The sequence below is a fragment of the Paenibacillus polymyxa genome, assembly GCF_018614975.1.
GTDB lineage: Bacteria > Bacillota > Bacilli > Paenibacillales > Paenibacillaceae > Paenibacillus > Paenibacillus polymyxa_E.
Map to the genome: position 1 here is coordinate 1 of NZ_JAGGNR010000061.1, position 20,174 is coordinate 20,174.

Annotated in this window: 17 protein-coding genes and 1 pseudogene; 2 read left to right on the forward strand and 16 right to left on the reverse strand. The window is 45.2% G+C overall.

Features of this window, described 5'->3' with window-relative positions; genetic code table 11:
• Nucleotides 1-84: 84 nt before the first annotated feature.
• From J7E78_RS28555 to J7E78_RS28605, 12 genes and pseudogenes are all read right to left on the reverse strand, one after another.
• On the reverse strand, nt 85-276 hold the full coding sequence (locus J7E78_RS28555; RefSeq protein ID WP_215080174.1) for a hypothetical protein: 192 nt from the start codon (nt 274-276) through the stop codon (nt 85-87).
• Between the two features lie 187 nt (nt 277-463).
• Nucleotides 464-3,247 carry a glycoside hydrolase family 3 C-terminal domain-containing protein gene (locus tag J7E78_RS28560; RefSeq protein ID WP_215080177.1) on the reverse strand — a complete coding sequence of 928 codons (2,784 nt, stop codon included), beginning with the start codon at nt 3,245-3,247 and terminating at the stop codon, nt 464-466.
• A 420-nt stretch (nt 3,248-3,667) separates the two neighbouring features.
• Nucleotides 3,668-4,680 (reverse strand): annotated as a pseudogene (locus J7E78_RS28565) (low temperature requirement protein A).
• A gap of 249 nt (nt 4,681-4,929) precedes the next feature.
• The gene (locus J7E78_RS28570; RefSeq protein ID WP_215080179.1) at nt 4,930-5,886 is read right to left on the reverse strand and encodes a ring-cleaving dioxygenase; all 957 of its coding nucleotides are present in this window, start codon (nt 5,884-5,886) and stop codon (nt 4,930-4,932) included.
• Nucleotides 5,887-5,971: 85 nt separating this feature from the next.
• Nucleotides 5,972-6,199: a DUF896 domain-containing protein gene (locus tag J7E78_RS28575; protein WP_215080201.1), complete on the reverse strand. Its 228-nt coding sequence runs from the start codon at nt 6,197-6,199 to the stop codon at nt 5,972-5,974.
• Nucleotides 6,200-6,446: 247 nt separating this feature from the next.
• Nucleotides 6,447-7,496 carry an SPFH domain-containing protein gene (locus J7E78_RS28580; protein ID WP_215080181.1) on the reverse strand — a complete coding sequence of 350 codons (1,050 nt, stop codon included), beginning with the start codon at nt 7,494-7,496 and terminating at the stop codon, nt 6,447-6,449.
• A 76-nt stretch (nt 7,497-7,572) separates the two neighbouring features.
• On the reverse strand, nt 7,573-8,373 hold the full coding sequence (locus J7E78_RS28585) for a TPM domain-containing protein (RefSeq protein ID WP_215080183.1): 801 nt from the start codon (nt 8,371-8,373) through the stop codon (nt 7,573-7,575).
• Nucleotides 8,370-9,401 (reverse strand): TFIIB-type zinc ribbon-containing protein, encoded by a 1,032-nt coding sequence (locus J7E78_RS28590; protein WP_215080185.1) that lies wholly within the window; start codon nt 9,399-9,401, stop codon nt 8,370-8,372. Before J7E78_RS28590 ends, J7E78_RS28585 begins: the two co-directional genes overlap by 4 nt.
• Before the next feature lie 84 nt (nt 9,402-9,485).
• Entirely contained in the window at nt 9,486-10,190 is a 705-nt protein-coding gene (locus J7E78_RS28595; RefSeq protein ID WP_215080187.1) for a PspA/IM30 family protein, read from the reverse strand.
• 205 nt (nt 10,191-10,395) lie between these two features.
• Complete coding sequence (locus J7E78_RS29610) at nt 10,396-10,776, reverse strand: hypothetical protein (RefSeq protein WP_251035322.1); 381 nt, start codon at nt 10,774-10,776, stop codon at nt 10,396-10,398.
• Nucleotides 10,724-11,350: an alpha/beta fold hydrolase gene (locus tag J7E78_RS28600; RefSeq protein ID WP_251035323.1), complete on the reverse strand. Its 627-nt coding sequence runs from the start codon at nt 11,348-11,350 to the stop codon at nt 10,724-10,726. The genes J7E78_RS29610 and J7E78_RS28600 overlap by 53 nt, the downstream gene beginning before the upstream one ends.
• 462 nt (nt 11,351-11,812) lie before the next feature.
• Entirely contained in the window at nt 11,813-12,448 is a 636-nt protein-coding gene (locus J7E78_RS28605) for an NAD(P)H-dependent oxidoreductase (protein ID WP_215080189.1), read from the reverse strand.
• A 191-nt stretch (nt 12,449-12,639) separates the two neighbouring features.
• On the opposite strand from J7E78_RS28605, the gene J7E78_RS28610 reads away from it, so the two are divergent.
• Nucleotides 12,640-13,065: an Rrf2 family transcriptional regulator gene (locus tag J7E78_RS28610; protein WP_215080191.1), complete on the forward strand. Its 426-nt coding sequence runs from the start codon at nt 12,640-12,642 to the stop codon at nt 13,063-13,065.
• A 280-nt stretch (nt 13,066-13,345) separates the two neighbouring features.
• Here the strand turns inward: J7E78_RS28610 and J7E78_RS28615 are convergent, their stop codons facing one another.
• Entirely contained in the window at nt 13,346-13,495 is a 150-nt protein-coding gene (locus tag J7E78_RS28615) for a hypothetical protein (RefSeq protein WP_215080193.1), read from the reverse strand.
• Nucleotide 13,496: 1 nt separating this feature from the next.
• On the reverse strand, nt 13,497-14,459 hold the full coding sequence (locus tag J7E78_RS28620; protein ID WP_215080195.1) for a helix-turn-helix transcriptional regulator: 963 nt from the start codon (nt 14,457-14,459) through the stop codon (nt 13,497-13,499).
• Between the two features lie 199 nt (nt 14,460-14,658).
• On the opposite strand from J7E78_RS28620, the gene J7E78_RS28625 reads away from it, so the two are divergent.
• Complete coding sequence (locus J7E78_RS28625) at nt 14,659-17,832, forward strand: alpha-mannosidase (protein WP_215080197.1); 3,174 nt, start codon at nt 14,659-14,661, stop codon at nt 17,830-17,832.
• A gap of 108 nt (nt 17,833-17,940) precedes the next feature.
• Here the strand turns inward: J7E78_RS28625 and J7E78_RS28630 are convergent, their stop codons facing one another.
• Nucleotides 17,941-18,795, reverse strand: a complete 855-nt coding sequence (locus J7E78_RS28630) for an aldo/keto reductase (RefSeq protein WP_215080199.1) — start codon at nt 18,793-18,795, stop codon at nt 17,941-17,943.
• A gap of 168 nt (nt 18,796-18,963) precedes the next feature.
• The gene (locus J7E78_RS28635; protein WP_285229478.1) at nt 18,964-19,860 is read right to left on the reverse strand and encodes a glycine betaine ABC transporter substrate-binding protein; all 897 of its coding nucleotides are present in this window, start codon (nt 19,858-19,860) and stop codon (nt 18,964-18,966) included.
• Nucleotides 19,861-20,174 lie beyond the last annotated feature (314 nt).

The following is a 20,174-nucleotide window of genomic DNA, read 5'->3' on the forward strand; positions in this document are numbered from 1 at the left end:
AAGTTTTGTTTTTTTCTACTGTCTACTATGAGGGGAGCATATCACTTCGTGTCTTGGATAACCTTCTGGTTATCCGAGCTTTTTCTATTTTTTACGCCGAGCCTTCGTCATTCGATTAAACATAATCAGTGCAGCAATGATCATGGCTATCATGGCAATATTACTCGCCACTTCTTGTGATAAGCCGAAAAGAACTCCCAGGTTAGTCACCAGGCCTCTCACAATCAGCGCCACCACAATCAGCAGGATTGGACTCAAAAAATTATAATTTCTCATTCCTCGCAACACCCCTGACCCCATTGTTCAGAACTACGAATCTCATAACACTATCATAACAGTAGCTATTCCTTGTTACAACAAAGGACACCTGCAAACAGTGTCCTTTGTCATACCAACGTATTCTACTTTGGATGGCAGAACAACCTCTCAATTGCTCTTATCACCTGATATTTTCGATTATCTTCTACACCTGCTTGAATTCGATCCAATCAATCTGGAGGCCTGGTTTCGTAAAGTCCAGTTTCAATTCATACAGCCCTGCTTCAAGGTCTACTTTGACAAGTTTCTGTCTGATCCATTTGCCTTCCGTACCATTCGTTTGAATGGTGGTTACCAACTGGTCATTCAGGAGCAGGTTACATGCACTTTGGGCAAGTTCCGGCTCTGGGGACATGATCTGTACGATAATCCGATAATGGCCGGCATCGCTCACTTTCATGTAGGCTGGTTCAGCTACCGCAGGTTTCACCTGTGCGTTCTCAACCAGCGCCTGAGCTTGTGCAGCAGATATAGATGCATTCGCTTGGAACGAAGCGATATTCTCTACAATCTCATGTTTGCGGGACGAAACCGGTGCATTCATGATGAACTTGCAGATATTAATCGCCGAGCGTTGCAGTTCTCCGCGCGTAAGTGTTCCATTTTCCAAGGATTCAATCGTATTATCGTCCCAGCCATTGATCTCTGCGCCGTAGTTCGGTACAACCATGTAGAGATCATTCTGGGCACGGATCATCCAGTTGGTGTATTTGCGATCAGCTTCTCCACCTTCGGTCACATCATTCATAATCGCCCACCAGTCCGTCATGACGATACCTTCGAAATTCCATTCGCCACGCAGGATCGTGGTGTTCAGGTCGTAATTGGATGCCGCCCAGTGTCCGTTAACCGGGTTGTAGGAAGTCATGATGGAGTTCGCTCCGCCTTCTTTTACAGCGATTTCGAACCCTTTCAGGTAAATTTCACGCAGTGCACGTTCGGAGACAACAGCATCTACTTTACTGCGGTGTTTCTCCTGGTTATTGCAGGCAAAGTGTTTCAGTGTGGCATTGGAACCACCCTTCATAATCCCTTTCGTACATGCTGCCGCAAATACACCCGAGATCAGTGGATCTTCGGAGAAGTACTCAAAGTTCCTTCCATTGAGCGGGCTCCGGCGGATATTGAGTCCAGGTCCGAGCAGGGTATCCACCTGATTTCTCAGCAGTTCCTGTCCTTCCATTACATACAACTCTTCAACGAGATCTTTGTTCCATGTCGCAGCAAGTAACGTACCAATGGATACCTGTGTTGCCTTCTCGCCACTATCCATACGAATACCGGACGGGCCATCTGCCGTACATGCTACCGGAATACCGTAGTTGAACAGGCTGTCGCTAACACCACCAAATGCGGATGCCGTTCCTGAAGTAACGAGCGGACTGCTCATACCTTCGCCACGGACAATCGCCGCCAGATCCTGATCACTCAGTTGAGCGATAAAGGTTTCCAGACTTACTTTGCCAGCCTTAACGTCACTCAGCTTGTGGCCCTGGTTACCCGTCTGCTCCAGCGTTTGCGGGAGATTCTGCTCAATCCGGTTCGCCATGGATATCTTACGTTTCGGTACTTCTGCATAAGTCAGTTCATATGATCCATCTTCCTTGCGCGAACCTGGTTTCATCCGTGTAAAATCTTCCGTTGGAGCCATCGCTTCTTGCAGTTGCTCCACCAATTGAAGAGATTCAATAATATAGCCATCCTGGCCATCAATGCTGATGTGGTCGACTTGTTTCACACTGGTTCCTACATGCAGTCGATATGTGCCTTCTTCCAGAACGTATGCGGAAGCATGACCTGTAGCGCCTGCATCATCGTAAGATGCCATGGCATGGATCGGGAAGCTGATCGTCAGAAGTTCTGACTCGCCCGGTTGCAACAATCCTGTTTTGCCAAAAGCCACCAAAGCCTTCACGGGTTGTCCCAGTTTGCCTTGTGGTGCTTCATAATAGACCTGCACAACCTCTTTGCCCGCATATGTTGTACCGGAGTTGGTCACATTGACACGAACTTCAATGTAGGTTTCGCCGTCTTTGGAAACTGATTTCGCTTCTTCGTGCTGAGCCAAAAACGTCGTATAAGACAGGCCGTAACCGAATTCAAACTGAACTCGCTCAGGTCGAAACGTTTCGAAATAACGATAGCCTACATAGATATCTTCCTGATACAGGTTCTTGAACTCATTGCCGTAGTTGCTGGTCGAAGGATAATCTTCGATGGAATATGCAATCGTATCTGTCAGTTTACCGCTTGGTGTAACGTCCCCCGCCAGCACATCAGCAATCGCATTACCACCCTCCATACCGCCATGCCAGGAGTATATTACGCCTTGGATCGGATGTAGATACGTTTCATTTAACCAGCTCATGTCGATGATATTTGAGACATTCAACACAACGATTGTGTGTTCAAACTGCGAAGTAACTTGCTTCAACATCGCTTTCTCATCTTCTGTCAGTTGGTAACTTCCTGGCGCATCCACATTATCCTGGTCTTCTCCTGCTGTACGTCCAATCACGATAATGGCTTTGCTGGATTTGCTCCTAGCCTGTGCAACAAGTTCATCCGTCAAAGGCATTTCTTTCTGATTCCATGGCTCGGCCGCCCATACTTTTCCGCCATCATCAAATGGATTTTCTTCAATCCACTTTTCATAGACAGCTGCCAGCTCTTCATTCACCGTTATATTCTTTTTGCTGCGCAGACCATCCAACAGATTTGTTGTGTAGGCCACATGAACACTACCGCCTGAACCCGTGCCACTGCGATAATAATTGACTTGAATCCGCCCAAAAACTGAAACGTTTTCGTTTTCACGAAGTGGAAGCACTTGGCCTTCATTTCTGAGTAAAACGGCTCCTTCAGCAGCAACCGTACGACTAAACTCTGCAAACCCTTCCAATGGAACTCCGATTTGATGTGTGCTCAATGATTTCCCTCCTGATTGTCATCCCCATATCTACGAATCGCTATGTATAAAATGACTTACGGATATTTACACTAGGCCACTCCGATGCCAGAACAACCTTCCGATCACTCTTATCCCCAGATTTTCTTATACTTTTTTAATGGTAAAAATCCGGTTATAAAGGTGAACGCTTCGCTTCTTCAGGTTATTTCTGTCCTCTCCGTTTTCGTGTAATTGTTCCTACGCTCATTTTATAAAAAGAATATTCAATGATCTGGTAGATTCACTTGTACATAGTCTCATATTAACAGATTCTATAGAAGAAATTAAATTAGATTTGTGCTTTATTTATATAATTAAAACTTGTCCAGGATTAGCGGCATAATAAAAAGCCACGGACGCCTGTTGTCCGTGACTTTTCTTCATTTGAGATGACTCGAATTAAGTCCTAAGTTTCGCACACACCAGGAAGAATAACATGTCTTCGCCCATGATGACATAACCCGGAACTCGATAGACCAGATCAACAAGGACAAATGCCACCAGTAACCCTACCATAACCGCCAGATGACGCGGACCCAGTCGTAGATGTGCGTGTCTGTAACGATGGAGCACAAGTGAGGTCGACAAGAAATACAGTAGCGCTGATCCAAATACAAACCCCAGCATGAACACATAGTTTAACTGATTTTGATATAACAGCTGAATTGAAGCAGCGATCATACTCATGGAGATGTAGATGAACAGATGGCCGTATATGATCGCTTGCCCGGCAGTCTGAATCTCTTTGCTGACCTTTTTCTCCACGTTGTCGAAGTACTGCCACCACATCGCAATGACAAGATAGACGTAAAGGCGGCAAACAGAATAGATTTCATATCCCAATGATCGGCTTGCAGCACAGCGATAATACTTACCACCGATTCACCCAGCAGGATAAGTGTAAAGAGTGCAAAACGTTCCAACAAGTGATGGGTCTGAACCGGTACTTTCACCAGATTTTTGCGTCCGATCAGCGGAAGCACAAAAAATCAAGTAGCGTAACCAGGAATCGAAAAACAGCGAGACCGATGAAATCAGTATGCCTATGAGGAAACATGTACCCAAGTAACGGGCGGCCTGTTGTTGATGTATGTTTTTCGACTTGTGAACCGTCAGATACTGAATCACCGTAAATGCCCGTGAACCAATATAACCCATGAAGAAGGACAGGTAGGATTGATCAAAATGGGTAGAGAGGCTCGCCGTCATAACCATAACGGTCAGGAGCTGAAGGATGAGAAATATTCTATGGATCAGGATGTCTTGCCCATAACGATTAATAAACAAGGTCTGACCGACCCATGCATGACTCCATGTTTGGCATGTAACAAGACATGACCCGCTTTGGAGACCGCTGCTACAAAGAGCAGATCGTAGAACAGCTCCAGCCAGGTAACCTTTTTCTCCATCAACCTTCAATGCTCCTTTGGTTTTTCTCATAATCTAACGTCAGCTATATAAGTTGAACTAAAGATGATTCACACATACACTTCGATGACAGAATAACCCTCCAATCGCTGTTATCCCCAGATTTTTTCTATCCCTTTTCCCAAGGGAAAATCCGGGGATAAAGGCGAACGCTTCGCTTTTTCAGGTTTTTTTCTATCCTCTCCGTTATTGTGTAAATGGATAGTTCAACCTATATAGTAATAGAACTCTTATTAATTCGCAGTTGTTGCAGGTACGAGCGTTCTTACTTCAATCGGTTGCAGATTGTCCTCAATTTGAGGACGATATTTCTCGAACCATTCTGGCAGCATCAATTTTTGTCCAAGCGAATCAGCAGGTTCATCTTTGGCAAAGCCCGGAGGATCTGTAGCAATTTCAAACAGAATACCGCCAGCTTCTCTGAAGTAGATCGCGTTAAAGTACTGACGATCCCGAACTGGAGTCGGTTGGTACCCGTAATCACGTACAGCTTCACTCCACTGTGCATGCTCCTCATCGTCTTTGGCGCGCCATGCAATATGGTGCACGGTTCCTGCGCCACCCAGACCCAGAGCCATACGGGTCACTGGAACATCTACGACATTACCGATATCCCCGCTGGACCGGAAACGAGCATACTCTTCATTTTCACTCACTCTGACGAATCCCATGATTTTCTCAAGAGCATCCATCGTTCTTTGCGGGTTAACACTGAACAGGACAGCACCACCGAAGCCTTTGATTGCTTTATCTGTTGGAATTCCTTCGTGCGCCCAAGTGCTGGTTGCTCCCTCTTCCCGTTCAACAAGCTCAAGCCGCAGGCCTTCGCCATCTTCGAATTGAAGCAGGTCTTCATTGAAACGACTTGTTTTGGTTACCTCAATGTTATACTGTACCAGCCGGTTCTGCCAGAAGCTAATCGACCCAGGAGGAATGACATAGGAAGTGATGCCGACCTGACCTCCGCCAATTTTGCCCCGTGGTGATCCAGCGGATGGGAAGAAGGTAATGATGGTACCCGGGCTTCCGTGCTCATCGCCAAAATACAGATGATATACATCAGGTGCATCGAAGTTGATTGTTTTTTTCACGAGACGAAGTCCCAGAACTCCGGCATAAAAATCAACATTGGCCTGTGGATCTCCTGCGAAAGCTGTAATATGGTGAATACCTGCTGTTTGAATAGTCATGATTAATTCCTCCATGGCTTGGTAAGTGATTTATAGTAATTTGTATTATCTTCAAATTAAGATATATGATCTAGCGAATTGTATTCTAGTCGTTATTTTGATTGGCCTGTTTTTGTTTCAATTTATCAGGAGTCACGTCATCGCCGTTTGGATCATAGATGGTTGCATTCAGCAGAATGTCGTTGACCGAACCGCGAAAAGTTTGCAGATATTCCTGGCGAAGGCGAACCTGTTCCTCTTTCTCCATCTCCGTCAATCCGCCCTCTTTGGCTTTTCTTGCAAGTTCATTAATTCTGGTCAATGTTGGGATCATCATCTTGATCTCTCCTCATTTAATGGATTAAAGATATTTGTTTGGTTGTCATTTATATTCAAATTAAATATCTTAATTTAAAGATAAATGATTCATGACCGGTTGTCAACACTTTTATCAAAACTAAAATAGATGAACCTGCTCTCCACCTTACGTCATGTTGCTTTGAATAAGAATCCAAACAAAAAAGGGCTAGCTCCGCAATAACTCAACCACTGCTGGACTAGCCCTACATGTATTTATTTCATTAGCCCAGCTTTTGACCACAATTCGGACAGAAGTTGGCTCCTTCATTTTTGGCTCCACAGTTCGGGCAGAAGTTTGGCTTCTTGTTGCCTTCTGTAGATGAAGATGTATTTGAATCACCGTTGCTATTTCCCGCTGGTTTCTGGTCGTTATTTTGATTCTGAGACGAATTGGAATTATTGTTCTGGTTCTGGTTTTGGCCTTGGTTCTGGTTCATGTTTTTCATCATTTCATTGGCCATGTTCATACCCATCATCATGCCCGCCATATCCGAAGCTGCACCGCCGCCTTGTACTTTACCGGATGAGATACCGTCTGTCATGCTGACCTGTTGATACTTTTGCAGATTACCAATCATCTCATGTGAAGCGGTCTTTGTAATCATATCCTGAATCTCTTTTGGATAATTAAAGCTCATCACCTGGAAACCGGTAATCCCAATACCGATGTCCATCATCTGCATATCCAGATCTTCCTGAATCCCCTTGGCAATATCCGATGCATTGGCTTGCAGGTTGAACATATCCTTCCCTTCGCGGCTAATCCACTTCATTAGAAGCTGATCCAGCACAGAAGTGATTCGGATTTTGACATCCTCCACCAGATAACTCTGCTTGATGCCTGCAATCTTATCAATCAAGGTCACATAGTCACTTACTTTAAAATTAAATGTACCGTTGGCCCGAATCGGCATCCCGCCCGGGAGTTGTGGTGTTGGAATCAACACCGGACTTTGTGTGCCCCACCGCACGGTGAACTCTTTTGTGTTTACAAACAAGACTTCGACCCGCATGCCACTGTTGAATCCAAATTTGAATCCTTTTAATGTAGAAAGGAATGGAATGATCTCGGAATCGATATTAAATGATCCTTCGTCCTCGAAAATCCCTTCCACTTTACCGTTATTCAGGAAAATGGCGTCCTGACCGGAACGGATGATAAGTTTACTCCCCTTTTTGATCTCCCGGTTGCTCCACTTCCAAAATATCATGTCATCTCTGAACTCTTCCCATTCCACCACATTCGAAAATTGATTTCTGAAAAATCCCATATTCGTTCCCATCCCTTCTATAGTACGCATTGTGTACCATCATGCCTGCGTTGAGTTATTGCGAATATCCGTTATGCTAAAACGAACCTCTACTTCCACTATGTGAGTGACCACCTCGGGAGGTACCTCCACCGCCGCCTCCGCCACCGTTATTATTATTCTTCTCGATCTTGCGCTTGGTGACGGTTGTACGAATATAGCGATCTTGACGATCAATTACACTGGAATTGCTTGAATCCTCATAAGTTGCACGATTGACTGTGACACGTCCCCCGGAACGATAGGTCATCATACCAACAACAATACCGCCAAGAACTACAGACACTCCCAACTGAAACCAGCCGTTAAACAAAATATTGTTTGGATTCACCCCGGGTTCATAACCCATATATTTGTAAGAAAGCTCAATATATTTCTCAAATGCGAGTTTGTAATCTCCACTGGACAATTCAGAGGTAATTCGAGTACGGATAGCATCAAGCCGCTGATCGCCCAGATATTCTTTTGCCTTATAAAACCCAGCCAGATACACTTCGCGATTATTCATATCCATCGTTAATATGACAGCATTACCAAATTTCTTGTCGTACCCTAGCCCCTGCTCATCATAAAAATCTTCTGTTAAGAGCATAACATCCTGGTTCTCAACATTATTTGTTGTATAGATAACAAAGTCCGTCTGCCGTTCCGCGCCATACTGATTTGCAAGTAGATTCAATTCACTTTTCTCCTGCTCACTCAGCAGGTTGGCCTCATCGTAGATGAGATTTTTGCTCTCCGCTGCGGATGCCGATGACATGGGAACCAACGGAGCGATAAGGGTTATCATAAGTAAAATGAGCGTAGCCATCACGGCCAGAGGGGTTCTTTTTCTCATAAGAATCCACCTCCCATCATCCAGGAAACCAGCTTCAGTGACAGCAACGACATCGCAGAGACTCCTGCGAACCATCCAGCCACTTTGGCTTTGCTGATCGGTGGTTTACCGACCACTTTACCTGTCTGACCATTCATGGCAAACGTGTATTGTGCACGATTATAGTCATAGTTGACCATCCACACCGGGAGCAGAACATAGTCTGCATTTTTGAGCGTAGTATCAATCTGTTTGTCCGTGTAGCTCACGCTGGTATATCCGGATACAGTTGAGGCAATATAAGAATCAATGTACGATCTCGTTTTATCCTTGGCCCGTGGAAAAAGTTCCTCGTCCGTATAACTGTATTTTTCCGCAATGTACCCCGCCAGATACGGGGTCTTGAACAATTTCAGCTGATTATATGGAAAAGGCTCCAGCTTATCCATCAGTTCATCCTTCATTTTCTCCGATGCATCGATGGGCAGGTTCACGTAATTCAGCCGAATTCTGCGATATATATCGAAATGCTGTGTTTCCGTGTAATGGTAGTCGCCCTGGGTGTAGGATCTGACCTTGGTGCCACGGCCATGCACTTCGATCTTGTTATGTAACTCATACAACCAGAACGGCACGTACATGCCGGTAATGCTCTGAATCCGATCAGCGGACATGAAGCCACTTGGCGTTAACAGGCCGTTTTTGCACCACTTTTTGAAAGCCTGCTTGGCTTGATCCTTGTTAATGGAAAAGGGAATCACCATCGCGGGGGCCAGATTGCCCGTCAGCCGATCACTGAGTACAACCGCTGCACCGCAGAAACTGCATATCGTCGCACTAGTCTCCGGTTCTGTCACAATGTCAGCTCCGCAGCTGTTACAGTGGTATTCCTTGACCTCATTTTCGGTGAATACTTGTCTCTTCAAGGGATCGGGGATCTGCTCTATGTTGTCCTGGCGGCCGCAGCTGGGACAGGATAATGCACCTGACACACTGTCAAAGATCATGCCACTGCCGCAGTTTGGACATTTATATTCAATAACCGGCATCTGCTCACCTCAATGTTAACGAAATATGATTCTAAATTGACACTGTATAACTTCGCTGACAGAACAAGCTTGTACAAGTTAAACTCACTTCTTCAGCTTCTCCTGAATCGCTGCGAGTTCTTCCTCCGCACTTGGCGATGCACTCTCATTATTACCCGCATACGCGTTCATGTCCCTCTCCAACTGGGCAATTAATTCGTCCAGATCATCATCTTCTTGTGCTCCCGCACGGAGTTCTGCCAAAGCCTCTGCTTCGTTCAACGCTTGGTTCGCCTTGTCTTTCATAGCCTTCAATGCGGCATCAGCCCTGCCCACAGATGCATTCCGCTCGTTGGTCTGTTGCTGTGCCTTCGCATCTGCCATACGACCTTTCAGTTCTGCATGCCGCGCTTCCAGTTGCCCCAGATCGGCAATCAGTTTATCGTTCATATGCTTCATCATCTTGGCTTTGGCAGAAGCACGTTCATAGGCCGCCTGTAGTTCGTTCATTTTGTCAGCCAGCTTCACTTTCTTCTCCAGAAAACTACGTGCCTTGTCTTCGTCTCCCGACTCCGCTGATTTCTCTGCATACCGCTGTAACTTCTTGACCTCGGCGCTGCACTCATCCAATGCTCGCTTCGCCCGGCTCTCATCTGACAACACCGCAGTGGTCTCAGCCTTCACCTGACCCAGATCGCTACTCAGGCTGCGCATATACTCATTCACACTCTTCTCCGGGTCTTCCGCCCGAGACAACATGTGGTTCACATTGGCCTTCATCACGTCTCTAAACCTCGATAAGATTCCCATTACGTGTTCCTCCTCCGAAAAGTTTATATGTATACTATAATACATGAATACGCCCACATACGTTTCACATTTCACGATGGCAAGTGGAGCCACTACGATCCCAATCCACACCATAATAACGCAATATAAGAAAAGACGATCACCTATAGTGTCGCCTCATGATTCGAACAGTCCTCTCCTAATTCTTAGTATCCTTCTTCGTCAATCACAGTTCGTTAATGAATTGCATACTTTCATCTGCGATCCGATCTGGATGGGTATTATGTATGTAATCGCCGCTATTTAAAACCTGATATTGTCCCATCTTCACAGACTCAATATAACGTATTAGGTACGTTTGCCAATCCTCAACTGGCAACTCTTCTCCATTAGATATGAAGAAATACATCGGCACATCCGGAATTCCTCCCTTTGCAACCTTCACTGCATTCTGTTTAATCATTCTGACTTCTTTATTCATATTCGATGTCTGCGTATTCTTGTAGAATAGCGCCCGGTAAAGTTCCTCTTCCTGAGGATACAGATGATTCTCCTTAATCGCAGCGGATGAATCCACAATCCCGGGGAAAAAGCGTGTAATCCCCATTCGTGCTCCCAAAACTTGTGAGACTCATCATGCCTACCGAGGGTAAAGGATATGCTTCATATACTTCTGGAATGGCAGGGTCCAATCCGATGATCGCCTTCACTTCGTTTGGATACCGCTGTGCCCAATATAGTGCTTCAATGCCTGACATGGAATGCGGAAACAACACATACGGTGGATTCTGGCCTGATAAGGTCAGCGCCGTTCTGGTTTCTTCCAATATCGTATCGATATCACGGGATACCTTGGCTGTTTCACTGAAGCCATACCCTGCCTTCTCAACCACAGCAATTCTGTATTGTTCCGACAATCTGGAGTAAAGTGCCTTGAAATCCAATACAGGAGCTGATGTACCACCACCTGATAGAAAGACCAGCGTCTGTGACCCAGCGCCTTCTGTATAGACATGCATTTGGTGATTATTCACGTTAACCATTGCACCTGGCGGCGTCAGAATAGTCAATTCACTCTTTAGTTTAATTGTATGATTCGTGAAACTAATTACGATGATCAATAGCAAGACACCCAGTATTGCCAAGGCACCATACCCCAATCTTTTCAGCACAACCCTCATTGATTCCCCTCCAACATGATGTACACTTCTATTTATTTTACCATGTATCTTGGAAGGTGTATCCTCTCATACTCCATACATGGACGCCCCCACTCCACGGCACCCTACACGGAACTTACCGCCAATACCCTTAATGATGTGATCCGGCTCTGCTACTCTATAAATGCTTATGTACTGCTAAACTTCCTACTTGAATCAATTTCATAACTTACTAAAAATGGAGTTCTGTATCTAGCCCTTACCTTTTCACTCATGAAATGATCCAACCTTCCCTAAAAGCGACATGTTGTATGTATTTTATCATGAGATCTAAGCCATTATATATAAACAGAAGGCATAAAAACCCATTACTTTCCATCACTTATTTCCATTTATTATAAATAATAAAACGACCGCTCTCTGGATTAACTCCCTCGGAACGGTCGCACATTATAAATGTTGTGTTTACTTTATCTGCTTTACTTAGAATGTATGAGCAAGGTCTTTCGCACGCACAATGGCGTCTTCTTTAATCTCGTTCGCATTAAGATGTGATTTAGCAAAACCTTCAAGGGCTAAAAGTTCAAAGCTTGGAACCCCGAAGTAGTTCATCATAACTTGCAAATGACGATGTCCCATTTCAAGTTCAGAATTAGGAGCCTCGGAGAAAAGTCCACCACGTGCTTGAATGTGTAACGCTTTTTTGTCCGTGAGCAATCCGATCGGACGACCATCTATAAATTTGAATGCCTTCCCTGCTACAGCAACAGCATCGAGGTACGCCTTCATCATAGGTGGATACGATAAATTCCAGAACGGAGTAACAAATACATATTTATCTGCTGCAGCAAACTGATCGGAGATTTCACCCAAACGGCCTACTTTGCTTTGTTCCTGTTCAGTCAACTGGTCAAATGAGATTCCTTCGCTAAGCTTCCCCCAACCACTAAATACATCAGCATCAATCAAAGGGATATTATCCTGATAAAGGTTAATGTGTACAATTTCATCATTAGGATTAACTTCTTGGTAAGTTTCTACGAAAGCTTTTCCTGTAGCCAAGCTGTAAGATTGTTCTTCGTTAAGCGGGTGTGCAGTGATATAAAGTACTGTGCTCATTAATCATTCATCCTCTTCTATTATTAATTTAATATTTTTCATCTTGTAATCAATTCAATTACATGTAATCATCATAATTACAAATGATGTGTTTGTCAACAATATATTTTTCATATTATAACTGATATAATATCCTGTAATAGGTTTGATTACAGAGAATCATTATTACAAAACAAATTGGAGATGACGTTATGGCTATAAATACCCGTTTCTCAGTAGGCATTCATATATTGGCATATATCGAAATTAATGCAGGCGTTGCTACCTCTTCAGAAAATATCGCAAAGAGCGTAAATACGAATGCAGCTGTAATTCGAAAAATTATGGGTATGTTAAAAAAAGCAGACTTGATCCAGGTTAGACCAGGAATCGCGGGTGCTTCACTTGCTAGGAGTATTTCCGAAATTACCTTATTTGATATTTACCGAGCGGTAAATGCGTCAAACGACAGTGAGCTTTTTAATATGCACAAAAATACCGATCCAGACTGCACAATTGGAAGTAATTTGGAGACCACACTCGAACCTATCTTCATTACCGCTCAAAATGCACTGGAAAAGGCTTTGCAGAATGTCACCATTGCAGATATCATTGACGTTATATACACTAAGCAGTAAGAGCTTGTACTTGCAATGAACCGAAAAAATAATGTTAAAAACACCTGCTGTATTGAACTGCTCCCTATCAAGTAAACAGTTAAAAAAACAAAACATAGCATAACAAGATCCCTTAGCTCGGATAATGTGCTAAGGGATCTTGTTATGCTGCTTTCCGGTATTCGTTCGAAGATAGACCACCGAAACGTTCTACGTACCCCAAAATAAATCGTTCAATCGGCTGGTTATCCAAACATCGGCTTACACGAGATATGCCCTTCGTAAATTCATACGTTACAGTTCATTTTGTTTTCATCCATCTCCTTTGGTATTTTCGAACCCATGCATAGACTTGTGCATAAGACACACCAAACTTCTGCTTGGCTTTGGAGTAATCCAGATCAATCGCAATGGTATACTGTGTAATTTCAATGCGTTCTTGTACGGTCATTTTACGTCAATTCTCTATTTTCACCTGCTCCATCCATTCCATCACTCCGCCCGCTCACAAGCATCGCTTCACGCTCATGCTGCAAAGATCTTCTTCGTCGTCGGTACGCACTGGGTGACATGCCGCTCTGTTTGTTAAATATCCGGTTGAATTGCGAGAAGCTGGCGAAGCCACACTGTGCCGCAATATCGGTAATTTTTTTGTTGGAGTTCAGAAGCATCTGTTGGGCATTACGTATTCGGGTCATCTGAATATACTCGGTAAACGTAAAACCTGTGACTTTGTTAAACTGACGGGATAGATGATGAGCACTCACGAAAAACCGTTTGGAGATCTCTTCGAGCGACAGTTCATTCTGATAATGACTATGAATATACGATGCAATGGCATACATCCGCTGTGACATAGACGAGCCTGTCTCTTCACGAACGTAGCTATTCTCAGCCGAGTATCGATGGATCGCACACAGAAACTCAACAAACTTGCTATGGATCGCGACTGAATGAAGTGCTGAGGGATCCTGTGATATAGCATAGATTTCATTTAAAGGATTCAATACTGCCTGGCGGCGTTCTTCTGTAAATCGGAATATCGGGATCGGTTTATCAAAGACCGAGAACAGCTCTGTGTAACCGCTCTCAAGACCAGGTGTATTACGTGGCATGGCAAAGGTGATCATCAATCGTTTCGGCGGGGCACCCTTCGGATATTGCGTTTTATGCAGCAATGAAGACCGCAGAAGAACGATATCCAGAGGCTGGATCTCATATAAACTGCCTTCAATGATGTGCGCAGCTGTGCGATCCAGAAGGATACAGATTTCATAGAAATCATGGAAATGCTGAAATTCCATATTCAGTTCATGGGAACGCTCGTCATAATCCAGATGATAAAAGAGTGAATCTCCAGGCTGGTTCACATGGATCGCATATCCCTGCTCGTATGCCAAAACCGATGGTGTCATGGACATGCCCCCTATTCTGATTCTAATGATTTTATTTTAGCATGAAATGCAATAAAAAGACGTTATTTTCAGCATACAATACGTAGTTTCGCCCATTTCTCTTTTGTTATGATAGAGTTGATATGTTAGCGCTTGCAGTATTATAACTCCAACAACGACTACAGCCTGTACTTACTACAAACCAAGGTGGGAAACCAACATGAAAATGAATTCCTTATATACTCGAATCCATACCATTGTGAAACACTTGGAACGTGCACGACTGACCTCAAAGACATATATACCGGAGCTTTATCATAAAGAGAGTGGTTATCACTCCTGGGAACTGGTGCATGAGGACCCTTCCTCTTGGAACGTATTTCGTAAGGGTGATGGCTGGGGCGGTAAAGATGTACACAGCTGCTTCAAAACCCGGATTCGCATCCCGGATCATATGGAAGGAAAAAAAGTCGTATGTACCATTGTCACCGGTGCTGATGATATCTGGAACTATGATAACCCGCAATTTCTGGCATTCCTCAATGGGGAATTGATCTGCGGTCTGGATGTTAATCATACGGAAATCGACTTGACCTCATCCGCGGTGAAGGGCGAAGAATTCGAACTGGCATTATATGCGTATTGCAGTACGTCTGCCGCAGATGTCTTTCTCAATGTATATATTGCCGAGCATCATCAGCAAGTCTCGGATTTGTATTACGATCTCAAGGCTGCGCTGGATGCTGCGGATCTGCTGCGTGAGGATGATCTGGAGCGGCTGAAGTTGGTGGAACATCTGAATAAAGCCGTGAACCTGCTGGATTTACGACAGGAGAACAGTCCAGAATTCCATGCATCGGTACTGGAAGCGCGCCGATATCTGCAAGATCATGTCTATGGTGATATCCGTCCTGCTGGTGATCACATCCCAACCGTTCACTGTATCGGACACACGCATATCGATGTTGCATGGCTGTGGACGCTGGATCAGACTCGGGAGAAGGTCATTCGCAGCTTTGCGAGTGTACTCTACTTGATGGACAAGTTCCCAGAGTATACCTTCATGTCCTCTCAGCCCCAGCTATATGCATACCTGAAAGCAGACTACCCGTCCCTTTATGAGAAAATCAAGGAAAAAGTGGCCGAAGGCCGCTGGGAAGCGGAAGGTTCAATGTGGCTGGAAGCCGATTGTAACCTGATTTCGGGTGAATCCATGATCCGTCAGATTATCTATGGGAAACGTTTCTTCAAGGAAGAATTCGGCGTGGAGAACCGAGTGCTCTGGTTACCGGATGTATTTGGTTATAGTGCAGCGATGCCGCAGATTATGCGCAAGAGCGGCATTGATTATTTTATGACAACCAAAATTGCCTGGAATGATACCAACCAGATTCCTAACGACACGATGTACTGGCGAGGAATCGATGGATCAGAGGTCCTCACCCATTTCATCACAGCAACAGACTATGATAAACATCCTGATTTCAGGCAGCGGCGCTTCGAAACAACTTATAATGGACGATTTAATGCTTCGCAAGTGAAAGGCACGTGGCAGCGATACCAGAACAAAAACATCAATGCAGATGTCCTGCAATGTTTCGGATTCGGGGATGGCGGCGGCGGACCAACCGAGGAGATGCTGGAGCATGGCAGACGACTCGATGTCGGATTGCCGGGTGTACCCGCGGTGAAACGTACCTTTGTACGCGAGTTTTTCGAGAAACTGGAGCAAAATCTGGCGGATGTTCCTTCCGTTCCTCGCTGGTCGGGCGAGCTATATCTGGAGTATCACCGGGGTACCTACACGTCCATGGCCCGCAACAAACGGTACAACCGTCATAGCGAATTTGCGCTGGCCGATGCCGAGCTGTATGCCATGATTCATCGTGAGGCGAATGCACAGGCGGCCTATCCAACCGATGCACTGGAGCATGCATGGAAGCTGACGATGCTGAATCAGTTCCATGATATTCTCCCGGGCAGCTCCATTGAGCAGGTATATGTGGATTCCAAGGAGCAATATGAAGAAGTGCTGCGTGTCACGGATGAGCTGAAAGACAGTGCGCTGAACGGCATCGTAAGCCGAATTACATCTGATGGCGAAGCCATTGTGGTATTCAACACCACCGGATTCGTAAGGACGGATGTGGTTGAACTGCCTGCTTTTGCGAGAAAAGTGACCGTCCATGATGGAGATCGCCCTGTACCAAGCCAGCGTACTCCCGAAGGCGGACTTGTGTTCCTTGCAGAGAACGTGCCTGCATCCGGGTATAAATCCTTCCGTATTACGCTGGATGTAGCCGCCGATATGGGTGCTGGCGTGTCGGTTGCACAGTGGCAAGCAGACCAGCAGCATATTCAGACACCATGGTACGATATTCAACTGAATGAAAGTGCCGAGTTCATATCCATATGGGATAAGCTGGAGGGCCGTGAGCTGCTTCAGTCTGGCAAGCGTGGCAACGTGCTGCAATTATTCGAGGATCGACCTGCGGAATACGAGGCATGGAACATTGACGATTATTATGAACAGCATATGTGGGAGATTAACGATCTGCAGTCGCTGGAGTGGGTTGAAAGTGGGCCGGTACGTTCTGTGCTTCAAGTGAAGCGACAGTTCCTGGACTCTGTCGTTGAGCAGACGATCATCTTCTACGCGCATACGCGCCGGATTGATTTCCGTACGTTTGTGGACTGGAAGCAGGAGCATTTACTGCTGAAAGCCGCCTTCCCGCTCGATATCTGGAGTGAAAAGGCCGTCTACGAAATCCAGTACGGCAACGTTGAGCGTGCTACCCACCGTAATACGAGCTGGGATCAAGCCCGGTTTGAAGTATGCGGACAGAAGTGGGCCGATCTGGCAGAGAACGGGTACGGCGCTGCTCTGCTGAACGACTGCAAATACGGATATGATATTCACAACTCGGTGATGCGACTGTCACTGATCAAGAGCGCAACGTACCCAAATGAAAATGCCGACAAAGAGCAGCACGTTTTCACCTACGCGCTCTATCCGCATCAGGGCGACTTCCGTGAAGGACGTGTCATCCAAGCCGCTTATGATCTCAACCGTCCACTGGTTGCCCGTGAAGTAAGTCCGCAAACCGGTACTTTGCCGGGAACATGGTCACTTGCATCGGTTGATCAGGATAATGTCGTGCTCGAGGTTATCAAAAAAGCCGAGAACAACGATGATATGATCATCCGTCTCTATGAAGCACACGGTCGTCGCAGCCGTGCTTCCCTTCAATTGCCTAAGGGAGCAGGTGCTACGGCGTACGCTTGTGATTTGCTCGAGAACAACGAATCGGAATGCATCGTGGAAAATGGTCGAATTTCTTTTGATATCAAACCGTATGAGATTCTGACCTTCCGTATCCCTGCTGGACACTAAACAGAAATTACGCAACATGAAAAACTGCAACATTGCTTAATATGCTTCAACAATAAGGGCTGCCTCCTGTCATATCTGACATGGGAGCAGCCCTTCATTTGTCGTTCCTTAAAATTCTTCGTACTCGCTTGGGTCCTGATCCCACAACCGTCCATCCGGACGATTAAATGCAGAGATGACATGCATCTCTTCTGTGCTCAACTCAAAATCGAATATATCGATATTTTCCTGCTGATGCTGCAAGGAGCCGGCTTTCGGAATTGGAATGGAACCCAGTTGAACATGCCAGCGCAGAATGATCTGGGTTGGCGTTTTGCCATGCGTTTCCGCGATCCGAAGAATGTTCTCATCCTTCAGAATATCCTGTACGGCATCATTGCCACGTCCAATCGGACTCCAGGATTCGTTCACGATGCCATGCTTCGTATCCTGTTCCCGCTGATCGGCTTGGTCGAAGAATGGATGCAGCTCAATCTGATTCAGACTCGGCGCTATCCCCGTTTCCTTAATCAGCCGTTCATTGTGCTCGGGCAGGAAGTTGCTGACTCCAATGGATCGGATATATCCACGTTTTTTGGCTTCAATCAGCGCTTGCCATGCCTCGACATACATGTCCTTCTTCGGATTGGGCCAGTGAATCAGATACAGGTCGTAATAATCCAGATCCGCTCTGTACAGGGATTCCTGGATCGCCACCAGTGCTTTATCATGAGCGTGATAACGCCCCGGCAGCTTCGAGGAAATGAGCAGTTCTTCTCTGGCGATGGAGCTTTGTTTGATTGCTCTGCCCACGGTTGCCTCATTCTCATAGTTATACGCCGTATCAATTAATCGATAACCCGCATCCATTGCGGACGCGATCGATTTAACGCCTTCTTCACCTTTTAAACTATAGGTACCAAATCCAATTGCAGGTACTTTCAAGCCATCGTTCAATGTATATTCCGGAATGTGATGATTCATGTGAGAACTCTCCTTTGTCAAAAGGTTTTACGATCTTTCCTGAATAGGATTGGAAAACAGGAAGTGTTCTCTCGTTATTTTACCCCTCCACGCAAGCTTGAATCAATCCTGACCGGTTGTTCATTCACGAGAGAGCCGTATTTAGAGCCATAGGCAAATAACACATCTCTAAGATTGTAAATCTTCAATTGAATTCACATCTTCCATATAAGCAGGTACAGCCAATCCAGATTTAACATTCACCATATTAGCGCCGAGATCATCGAGTCGCTCGCCATATTCCGCCCAGTAATCTGAGTGGGTGACTGGCAACCACGCCGCTACAATAGCGTCCACATCACCATTGGCTATACCGAGCCACATCGGACCGATTTCAACCTGCAAGGCTTCTGCTTTGTATCCCAGCTTTTCAACAAGCACGTAACGGACTACATTTGTACTGGCCAGCTCAGAATCCCATGCTACATAACTTAGCGTAAATGTATCTCCATTGACCGGTTTCAGACCTTCAATCCATTCTTGGACTTTGGCTTCATGCTCATCTACCCACTTGGCCGCTGCTGCCTCCGGCTCCATTCCATTCTGAATATCGACCATCACTTCACCCATGTCATCTGAAGTCCAGTTAAAACGATCCAGAAATTCATACGCCACAGGGTGATCATCCTTCAGTCCAAGGCGGGCAATTGTATGAATCTCTTCCGGCTCCCCATACGTAAGCTTGGGATCGTCGAGGTATTTAAGATCATATTTATTGAACATCCAGTGCGGAGACCAGGCAACGAAGACAATCGGCTCCTTCTTCTTATAAGCCCGATCTAACTGAGCAGTCATACCTGCTGCTGAGCTCTCCATTAAGGTCCAATCGGACAAATCATAATCTTTCAACGCCTGCGCGGTAAGTCTCATCAGACCTGAACCTGGATCTGTTCCTGTAATTTTATAATTAACCTGTTTCCCCACATCGGAGGTCTCCCCACCTGTGCCTGCCTTGGCGGAGCATCCCGTTAGTGAAACCGCTATAGCCAGACTTGTAATTATCAATATCTTCTTTATGTTCATCATAATCAAATTTCTCCTTGTGTAGTTGTCATGTTGTATCCATACCTATGTTACATTCTGCAGAAATGTAACATCATAAGACATAATGCGACAGCCGCTTAACTCGTTTCGTTATGATAACAGTTAACGAAAACGATATCAAACTAAAAAGAACGTTTGTTACGTTCATACAGAAAAAACTGTATAAACCGAACTCAATCTCAGATAGTTATTCGCTATTATACTCTCATTTACTATATATTCACTTTTAATATACTTTATATTGAGCTGAATAAAACTTTTTTTTCTTTGCTGTGCAGTAGAGTAAGAGGCTGGGT

What these genes read in the sequence shown, in the direction of transcription:
- J7E78_RS28575 (WP_215080201.1), bottom strand. Translation starts at nt 6,199, where the DNA reads ATGATCCCAACATTGACCAGAATTAATGAACTTGCAAGAAAAGCCAAA.
- J7E78_RS29610 (WP_251035322.1), bottom strand. Translation starts at nt 10,776, where the DNA reads ATGGGGATTACACGCTTTTTCCCCGGGATTGTGGATTCATCCGCTGCG.
- J7E78_RS28630 (WP_215080199.1), bottom strand. Translation starts at nt 18,795, where the DNA reads ATGAATCATCACATTCCGGAATATACATTGAACGATGGCTTGAAAGTA.
- J7E78_RS28610 (WP_215080191.1), top strand. Translation starts at nt 12,640, where the DNA reads ATGGCTATAAATACCCGTTTCTCAGTAGGCATTCATATATTGGCATAT.
- J7E78_RS28570 (WP_215080179.1), bottom strand. Translation starts at nt 5,886, where the DNA reads ATGACTATTCAAACAGCAGGTATTCACCATATTACAGCTTTCGCAGGA.
- J7E78_RS28615 (WP_215080193.1), bottom strand. Translation starts at nt 13,495, where the DNA reads ATGACCGTACAAGAACGCATTGAAATTACACAGTATACCATTGCGATT.
- J7E78_RS28585 (WP_215080183.1), bottom strand. Translation starts at nt 8,373, where the DNA reads ATGAGAAAAAGAACCCCTCTGGCCGTGATGGCTACGCTCATTTTACTT.
- J7E78_RS28555 (WP_215080174.1), bottom strand. Translation starts at nt 276, where the DNA reads ATGAGAAATTATAATTTTTTGAGTCCAATCCTGCTGATTGTGGTGGCG.
- J7E78_RS28635 (WP_285229478.1), bottom strand. Translation starts at nt 19,860, where the DNA reads ATGATGAACATAAAGAAGATATTGATAATTACAAGTCTGGCTATAGCG.
- J7E78_RS28595 (WP_215080187.1), bottom strand. Translation starts at nt 10,190, where the DNA reads ATGGGAATCTTATCGAGGTTTAGAGACGTGATGAAGGCCAATGTGAAC.
- J7E78_RS28580 (WP_215080181.1), bottom strand. Translation starts at nt 7,496, where the DNA reads ATGGGATTTTTCAGAAATCAATTTTCGAATGTGGTGGAATGGGAAGAG.
- J7E78_RS28620 (WP_215080195.1), bottom strand. Translation starts at nt 14,459, where the DNA reads ATGACACCATCGGTTTTGGCATACGAGCAGGGATATGCGATCCATGTG.
- J7E78_RS28600 (WP_251035323.1), bottom strand. Translation starts at nt 11,350, where the DNA reads ATGAGGGTTGTGCTGAAAAGATTGGGGTATGGTGCCTTGGCAATACTG.
- J7E78_RS28605 (WP_215080189.1), bottom strand. Translation starts at nt 12,448, where the DNA reads ATGAGCACAGTACTTTATATCACTGCACACCCGCTTAACGAAGAACAA.
- J7E78_RS28625 (WP_215080197.1), top strand. Translation starts at nt 14,659, where the DNA reads ATGAAAATGAATTCCTTATATACTCGAATCCATACCATTGTGAAACAC.
- J7E78_RS28590 (WP_215080185.1), bottom strand. Translation starts at nt 9,401, where the DNA reads ATGCCGGTTATTGAATATAAATGTCCAAACTGCGGCAGTGGCATGATC.